At 57.9% G+C, this 7,355-nt stretch carries 7 protein-coding genes; 5 read left to right on the forward strand and 2 right to left on the reverse strand.

Features of this window, described 5'->3' with window-relative positions:
• The first annotated feature begins 69 nt into the window (after positions 1-69).
• From RIN61_RS26630 to RIN61_RS26640, 3 genes are read left to right on the forward strand one after another with little or no spacing between them, the layout of a single operon-like run.
• Entirely contained in the window at positions 70-924 is an 855-nt protein-coding gene (locus RIN61_RS26630; protein WP_313855130.1) for a hypothetical protein, read from the forward strand.
• Between the two features lie 2 nt (positions 925-926).
• Positions 927-2,792 carry a hypothetical protein gene (locus RIN61_RS26635; protein ID WP_313855132.1) on the forward strand — a complete coding sequence of 622 codons (1,866 nt, stop codon included), beginning with the start codon at positions 927-929 and terminating at the stop codon, positions 2,790-2,792.
• A 2-nt stretch (positions 2,793-2,794) separates the two neighbouring features.
• Positions 2,795-3,130 carry a hypothetical protein gene (locus RIN61_RS26640; RefSeq protein WP_313855134.1) on the forward strand — a complete coding sequence of 112 codons (336 nt, stop codon included), beginning with the start codon at positions 2,795-2,797 and terminating at the stop codon, positions 3,128-3,130.
• On the opposite strand, the gene RIN61_RS26645 is transcribed toward RIN61_RS26640, so the two are convergent.
• Positions 3,127-4,277, reverse strand: a protein-coding gene (locus RIN61_RS26645) for an IS3 family transposase (RefSeq protein ID WP_087535084.1) whose coding sequence is annotated in 2 segments (ribosomal slippage) — positions 3,127-4,043 and positions 4,043-4,277 — 1,152 coding nt in all. Because the reading frame shifts where the segments join, the coding sequence is not laid out codon by codon here. The two genes, RIN61_RS26640 and RIN61_RS26645, sit on opposite strands and share 4 nt — an antisense overlap.
• Before the next feature lie 37 nt (positions 4,278-4,314).
• Here RIN61_RS26645 and RIN61_RS26650 point away from each other — a divergent pair.
• Entirely contained in the window at positions 4,315-4,971 is a 657-nt protein-coding gene (locus RIN61_RS26650; RefSeq protein WP_313855136.1) for a hypothetical protein, read from the forward strand.
• Between the two features lie 2 nt (positions 4,972-4,973).
• Entirely contained in the window at positions 4,974-6,836 is a 1,863-nt protein-coding gene (locus RIN61_RS26655) for a hypothetical protein (protein WP_313855138.1), read from the forward strand.
• A gap of 327 nt (positions 6,837-7,163) precedes the next feature.
• Here RIN61_RS26655 and RIN61_RS26660 read toward each other — a convergent pair.
• Positions 7,164-7,355 (reverse strand): hypothetical protein (locus RIN61_RS26660; protein WP_313855140.1); only part of this gene is annotated, 192 nt, incomplete at its 5' end.

Genomic DNA, 7,355 nt, shown 5'->3' on the forward strand with positions numbered 1-7,355 from the left:
GATCGACTCAAAGTCAGCTTGAAAAAAATACACGAATGGGCGAGAGAGGACCTACTCGTGAGGTGCGACATGCTGACGTCTTACATCGTGACTGGCGAAACCATAGGCATCGCTTGCAATCAGATATTCAAAGCTGGCATGAACAATATTGGAAAAGGTTTACAGCTTGCAACACAGCACCCATACGGGCCAGCGTCATTGGATTTCGTCTCTGGCATTACACAGATGTTAATCGCTGAAGCAATCTTAATACAAAAACTTGCGCACACTAAAGAAAGTAGCATAAGCAATTTAGATGGGACCACTCACCTAATGTTGTGTGCACTGGCTACTGGCCGGTTTGAACTGGTTGAGCCCTTTCACCAAGCTATTTTCACAGGTATTCATAATGGCTACGGTGTCAGCGATGGCCACAATTTGCCAATCGGTACCACCTTTCGCTACGCCGCTTTCGGCCTGACCATTATCGGCGACTGGCTCGGCAAACCGCTTGACCTCGACAAGCACGCCCTGCCTCGCGACCCTGCCTGGGGTCAATTGGTCGCTCATTGGCGCGAACCTGATCCCGATAAACTGGCGCCGATCCTGGTGGCCGCCTGCGACACCCATGTCGAACGCATCGCGCTGACATCCCGCGAACTCGACTCCGGCAATTTCGAATTCGGCTCCCCCTTCGAGGCCGTCTACCCTGCCGAAATCCTGGCCATCCTCAACCTGCGTCGGTCGTTGGGGCTAACCAACCCCTCGCCCATCGAACACCCGTTGATGCAAACGCCCTATGCAAGGCTGACCTGCCCGCCTGGCATGCGTTTCGAACCTGATGAGCTGTTGTTGCAGTTCTTAGCCGCCGTATGTAAACACGACCCGGCTGCAATGCCAGACGGCCTTTATGAAGCCGTTCTACAAACAAACTCGGCCAATTGATCATGGCCGGCTTGCAGGCGCTGCTCGAAAATACCCGCAATGGCGCACTGCCCATCCCCGTCGACATTTGCGTGCCCTGCTCCCTGCCCGGCGCGCTGTTCTCCCTCGACGGCGGCGACGGTTGCGACCAGTTGCTAGGCATCCCCTCCCAGAACGGCGTCGGCCCTGCCTGGTTTCGCAACAACCCCTGGATTCGCGACCAGGAACGCAACCACCGCGATACCTTCCTCCAGCAGGTCCTGGAGCATGCCGGCGACACGCTGGGCAATGCCTGGCTGGCTGAGTTTCATGCCTTTGCCGCCAGCGAAAAGCTGCAGCTGGTGTGCATCGACGACGAGATCCGCCTTGGCGAACTCCCCCCGCCCGTACTCGACCACATGGGCGAGCGTAGCCAGCACGGTTATGGCTTCACCCTGCACAGCAACTTCTTCTTCACCGACCACAAGATCTATTTCGCCACCTTCACCCATGTGCAGTGGGCCGAAGCGCAACGGGAAGAGTACGTCGACGAACACGGCACCCAGCGCATCAGCCCGCCCTACACCTGGCATACGCCCACTGGTCTGTACCCGATCGAACAGGCCTGTGAACAGCTGGCCCGGCACTACGCCGAAGCCAAGGCCCGCGCTCGCTTCTGGCAAGGCGTCATTGGCGCGGGCGAATTCGCCTTCGGGGTGCTGGCGATGGTGCCAGTGGTCCGTGGTATCAAAGGCGCCGCAACCCTCGGCCGCTATGCCTTCGTCGCCCTGGAAGCCGCGCTGGCCGCCGATGCCATGGTCGACGGCAGCAGCCGCATGATCACTGGCGAAGGCCTGAGTATCGGCGAGCAGTTCTTCACCGACCTGGCGCGCCTGGCCAACCCCGACACTGCCGAGGCACGTGGCAAGCAGGTATTCATGGCCATCAACCTGGCCCTGCTGCTGCCGGCCGCCATCGGCGGCGCCCGTTGGCTGATGCACAAGTTGCAGCCCGGCAGCATGACCACCGTACGCCTCGACAACGCCGCGCTGTCGCAAGAGGAAGTCCGGCGCCTTGGCAACCGTAGCGCCGGCGAAGTCACCGTACTGGAAACCCGCATCCAGCGACGTCCCCGCGAGGGTGAGCTGCCGGTCACAGCACATGAACTGCACTCGGTGGAGCGCAATGCCAGCCTGGTCGCGCTCGATGTGGTCGGCGGCAAGGCCGACTACGCCTACATGGCCACCACCCTGCGCGACCGGCTGGTGGCCATGATCCAGCACAGCATCGGGCCGGTGCGCATGGGCGGCAGCCTGACCCGGGTCGTCGCCGATGCCGGCGAAGAAGCCCTGGCGGCTGCCCTGGTCAGCCACTGGAAGGTCAAGCCGGAGAACATCCTCGGCCTGAGCACCCACCCTTCCCGGCCCAGCCAGTTCGGTTTGAAGAACAAGAGCGACCAGGGAATTGACATGCTGGTGTACGTGCCGCCACCGCCCTCGATGACGGTGCGTAATCCGACGACGCAGCAAATGCGGCACCACATTGATGGGCTGAAGGGGACGGCACCCGTGGAAGAGCTGAAGTTCGAGGCGGGTACGTTGTTGGTGATCGAAGTGAAGACGACTTTAGGGAAAAGCAAGACGCCTGGTTTCATCAACACCCAAAAATCAGGAGGCGAAAGCAGCCTTGCACGCATACGAAGATTAATTGAAAACAAGAGACAAGGATGGAATGAAAAAATCTTATCAACAGCAGATCCAAATTTTTCACAAAAACTACAAGCCATCAAAGAAAGCACAAGTTCAGGGAAAACAGCCTACCTGCACGCTCAAGTATTTTTTGACCCTAACGGCGTTCCAAGCGCTCTTACGGGCAATAGCGCGGGAATACAAATAAACCTGTGGAATTAGAAATGAGCAAAAAACCGAAAAACAGGCTACCAGTCAGCCTTAACCAAATCCAGCTATGGGCTTCTGACGATTTGATCGTAAGGAGCGAAACCCTAACCTCCTACATCGAAAATGGCGGTTCACTTGACCTTGCTTGCGGCGAACTACACCGGTTTGGGATGAACAGCATTGGCAACGGGTTACAATATGCGACCAAGCACACTTACAACTGCGCATCATTGGATTTCATTTCCGGAATCGCCAAGAGACTCGTCGCCGATCTAATACTGATCAGGAATCTTGAAAAATCTCGACAGATGGCCATTGAGGATCTAGATGAATCGCCCCTGGTTTTCTAGACACTCTCCAAGCTCAGGAAATAGCGTTTCTCATACTCTACTGGAGACAGCTGCATAGCACTGCTGTGTCGGCGTTTAGGGTTATAGAACATCTCGATGTAATCGAAAATATCACTTCGGGCTTCTTCACGGGTTGTGTAGATCTTTCGTCGGATTCGCTCTCGCTTCAAAAGCTGGAAAAAGCTCTCGGCTACGGCATTGTCGTGGCAGTTTCCCCGCCGGCTCATGCTGCTGATTACATTGTTGGCCTTCAAAAAGCTTTTCCAATCCGAGCTACTGAACTGACTGCCTTGATCTGAGTGAATCATAACTTGCTGCTGAGGCTTGCGTCGCCAAACAGCCATCAACATCGCGTCGATAGCCAGGTCGCTGCACATCCTTGGCTTCATTGACCAACCAATTACTTGGCGTGAGAACAGATCCAGCACTACCGCGAGGTAGAGCCACCCTTCATAGGTGCGGATGTAAGTGATATCTGTCACCCAGACCTTGTTCGGCTCACTTACCTTGAACTGCCGCGCGAGGTGGTTGGGCGAGGCCACTGTTGGTTTTCCACCATAGAACCCTGGACGCCGCCGATAGCCCGTTTGAGAACGCAGCCCCTCCGCCTGCATCAAGCGCCTGACTCGATTTCGGCCGCATTCCTCTCCCAGCTCACGCAGGTCATCGTGAATTTTGCGGTAGCCGTATACACCTCCGCTTTCCAGCCAAGCGTGTTTGATCAAGCCAAGCAGACGTTGATCTTCTTTTGCTCGGGCAGATTGAGGCTCGGCCAGCCAGGCGTAATAGCCGCTGGGGTGCACCTTGAGGGTTTGGCAAAGGCGCCGCACCGGGTAATCAGTCGAGTGCTTCTTGATGAAGGCGTACTTCAGCCGCACTCCTTGGCAAAGTACGCGGCGGCCTTTTTTAAGATGTCTCGCTCTTCCGTCACGCGCTTGAGTTCAGCGCGTAGCTTGCGCAGTTCGGCCTGCTGATCGTCGTCTTGCTGACGCTGCTCTTGGGGCTTGCTGTAGACCTTGATCCAGGCGTAAAGACTGTGCACGGACATGCCCAGGCGCTGGGCGACATCGGCGACAGGTTTGCCTTTCTCGGTCACTTGCTTGACCGCTTCGATCTTGAATTCTTCGGGGTAACGCTGACGACTCATGGCACCTCCTATTTGGGCCTCATTATGAGGCTTGGAGGTGTCTACGAAACCAGGGGCGATTCAAGATGGTTTAACTCTTGTAATACTATGTACAATTGCAACAGGGCAACTCCGACTCGTAGCCCCCTTTCATCAAACCGTACTCTCCGCTTTGGAGGGTGGGTATGGCGTCGAGGATGGAAACAACCTGCCGATAGGTACCACCCTACGCTACGCCGCCTTCGGCCTGACCATCATCGGTGACTGGCTCGGCAAACCGCTCGACCTCGACAAGCACGCCCTGCCTCGCGACCCTGCCTGGGGTCAATTGGTCGCTCATTGGCGCGAACCTGATCCCGATAAACTGGCGCCGATCCTGGTGGCCGCCTGCGACACCCATGTCGAACGCATCGCGCTGACATCCCGCGAACTCGACTCCGGCAATTTCGAATTCGGCTCCCCCTTCGAGGCCGTCTACCCTGCCGAAATCCTGGCCATCCTCAACCTGCGTCGGTCGTTGGGGCTAACCAACCCCTCGCCCATCGAACACCCGTTGATGCAAACGCCCTATGCAAGGCTGACCTGCCCGCCTGGCATGCGTTTCGAACCTGATGAGCTGTTGGTGCAGTTCTTAGCCGCCGTATGTAAGCACGACCCGGCTGCAATGCCAGACGGCCTTTATGAAGCCGTTCTACAAACAAACTCGGCCAATTGATCATGGCCGGCTTGCAGGCGCTGCTCGAAAATACCCGCAATGGCGCACTGCCCATCCCCGTCGACATTTGCGTGCCCTGCTCCCTGCCCGGCGCGCTGTTCTCCCTCGACGGCGGCGACGGTTGCGACCAGTTGCTAGGCATCCCCTCCCAGAACGGCGTCGGCCCTGCCTGGTTTCGCAACAACCCCTGGATTCGCGACCAGGAACGCAACCACCGCGATACCTTCCTCCAGCAGGTCCTGGAGCATGCCAGCGACACGCTGGGCAATGCCTGGCTGGCTGAGTTTCATGCCTTTGCCGCCAGCGAAAAGCTGCAGCTGGTGTGCATCGACGACGAGATCCGCCTCGACGAACTCCCCCCGCCCGTACTCGACCACATGGGCGAGCGCAGCCAGCACGGTTATGGCTTCACCCTGCACAGCAACTTCTTCTTCACCGACCACAAGATCTATTTCGCCACCTTCACCCATGTGCAGTGGGCCGAAGCGCAACGGGAAGAGTACGTCGACGAACACGGCACCCAGCGCATCAGCCCGCCCTACACCTGGCATACGCCCACTGGTCTGTACCCGATCGAACAGGCCTGTGGACAGCTGGCCCGGCACTACGCCGAAGCCAAGGCCCGTGCTCGCTTCTGGCAAGGTGTCATTGGCGCGGGCGAATTCGCCTTCGGGGTGCTGGCGATGGTGCCAGTGGTCCGTGGTATCAAAGGCGCCGCAACCCTCGGCCGCTATGCCTTCGTCGCCCTGGAAGCCGCGCTGGCCGCCGATGCCATGGTCGACGGCAGCAGCCGCATGATCACTGGCGAAGGCCTGAGTATCGGCGAGCAGTTCTTCACCGACCTGGCGCGCCTGGCCAACCCCGACACTGCCGAGGCACGTGGCAAGCAGGTATTCATGGCCATCAACCTGGCCCTGCTGCTGCCGGCCGCCATCGGCGGCGCCCGTTGGCTGATGCACAAGTTGCAGCCCGGCAGCATGACCACCGTACGCCTCGACAACGCCGCGCTGTCGCAAGAGGAAGTCCGGCGCCTTGGCAACCGCAGCGCCGGCGAAGTCACCGTACTGGAAACCCGCATCCAGCGACGCAGCCGCGAGGGTGAGCTGCCGGTCACAGCGCATGAACTGCACTCGGTGGAGCGCAATGCCAGCCTGGTCGCGCTCGATGTGGTCGGCGGCAAGGCCGACTACGCCTACATGGCCACCACCCTGCGCGACCGGCTGGTGGCCATGATCCAGCACAGCATCGGGCCGGTGCGCATGGGCGGCAGCCTGACCCGGGTCGTCGCCGATGCCGGCGAAGAAGCCCTGGCGGCTGCCCTGGTCAGCCACTGGAAGGTCAAGCCGGAGAACATCCTCGGCCTGAGCACCCACCCTTCCCGGCCCAGCCAGTTCGGTTTGAAGAACAAGAGCGACCAGGGCATCGACATGCTGGTGTACGTACCACCACCGCCCTCGATGACGGTGCGTAATCCGACGACACAGGAAATGCGGCATCACATTGATGGGCTGAAGGGGACGGCGCCGCTGGAGGAACTGAAGTTCGAGGCTGGGACGCTGTTGGTGATTGAGGTGAAGACGACGTTGGGGAAGAGCAAGACGCCTGGTTTTTTGAAGACACAAATGGCTGGCGGCAATGCGAATGTCGAGCGAATACAGAAACTGATTGCGAGAAAAAAGGGCGGCTGGAATATCGACGACCTAAAAACAGTAACCCCTGATATAGCCGCTAAAGCAGCACACCTGCGCAATGCGATGAGTAGTGGAAAGATCTCACACCTGCACGCTCAAGTGTTTTTTTCACATGATGGACAGTTAAGTACGCTCGCAGGCAGCTCAACCGGAATTCAGATAAACACGTGGTGACGACATGACATCTACCAATAGCTCTCGGCTAACCAGCAGCCTCAAAAGTATTAAAAAATGGGCCTCAGCTGATGCTTCGCTAGAAAAACATAGAGTCATTGATTACATAAACGGAAACGACAGCATCGCTATTGCCGCCGACGAAATATTCAGACTCGGCATAAATGACATAGGAAAAAGTCTGCTCCAAGCCTCTGAGAACCCTTACTTGAAAGCGCCCCGTACAATTGCCATAGGCATATTGAAACTACTCGTAGCCAACAGCGAGCGATGGCCACAACCTGCCGATAGGCACCAGCCTTCGCTACGCGGCCTTCGGCCTGACCATCATCGGTGACTGGCATCACTCACGTAATGCTGTGTGCCCTGGCTACCGGACAATTTGCCGTAATAACGCCTTGTCACAGTGCTGTGTTGTCGGGTTTTACCAATGGTTACGGTGTCAGCGATGGCCACAACCTGCCGATAGGCACCAGCCTTCGCTACGCGGCCTTCGGCCTGACCATCATCGGTGACTGG

The sequence above is a fragment of the Pseudomonas inefficax genome (assembly GCF_032164165.1).
Taxonomy (GTDB): Bacteria; Pseudomonadota; Gammaproteobacteria; order Pseudomonadales; family Pseudomonadaceae; genus Aquipseudomonas; species Aquipseudomonas inefficax.

Bases quoted from the DNA above. Each gene is read 5' to 3' on its own strand.
- RIN61_RS26630 (WP_313855130.1), top strand. From the start codon at position 70: ATGCTGACGTCTTACATCGTGACTGGCGAAACCATAGGCATCGCTTGC.
- RIN61_RS26655 (WP_313855138.1), top strand. From the start codon at position 4,974: ATGGCCGGCTTGCAGGCGCTGCTCGAAAATACCCGCAATGGCGCACTG.
- RIN61_RS26635 (WP_313855132.1), top strand. From the start codon at position 927: ATGGCCGGCTTGCAGGCGCTGCTCGAAAATACCCGCAATGGCGCACTG.
- RIN61_RS26640 (WP_313855134.1), top strand. From the start codon at position 2,795: ATGAGCAAAAAACCGAAAAACAGGCTACCAGTCAGCCTTAACCAAATC.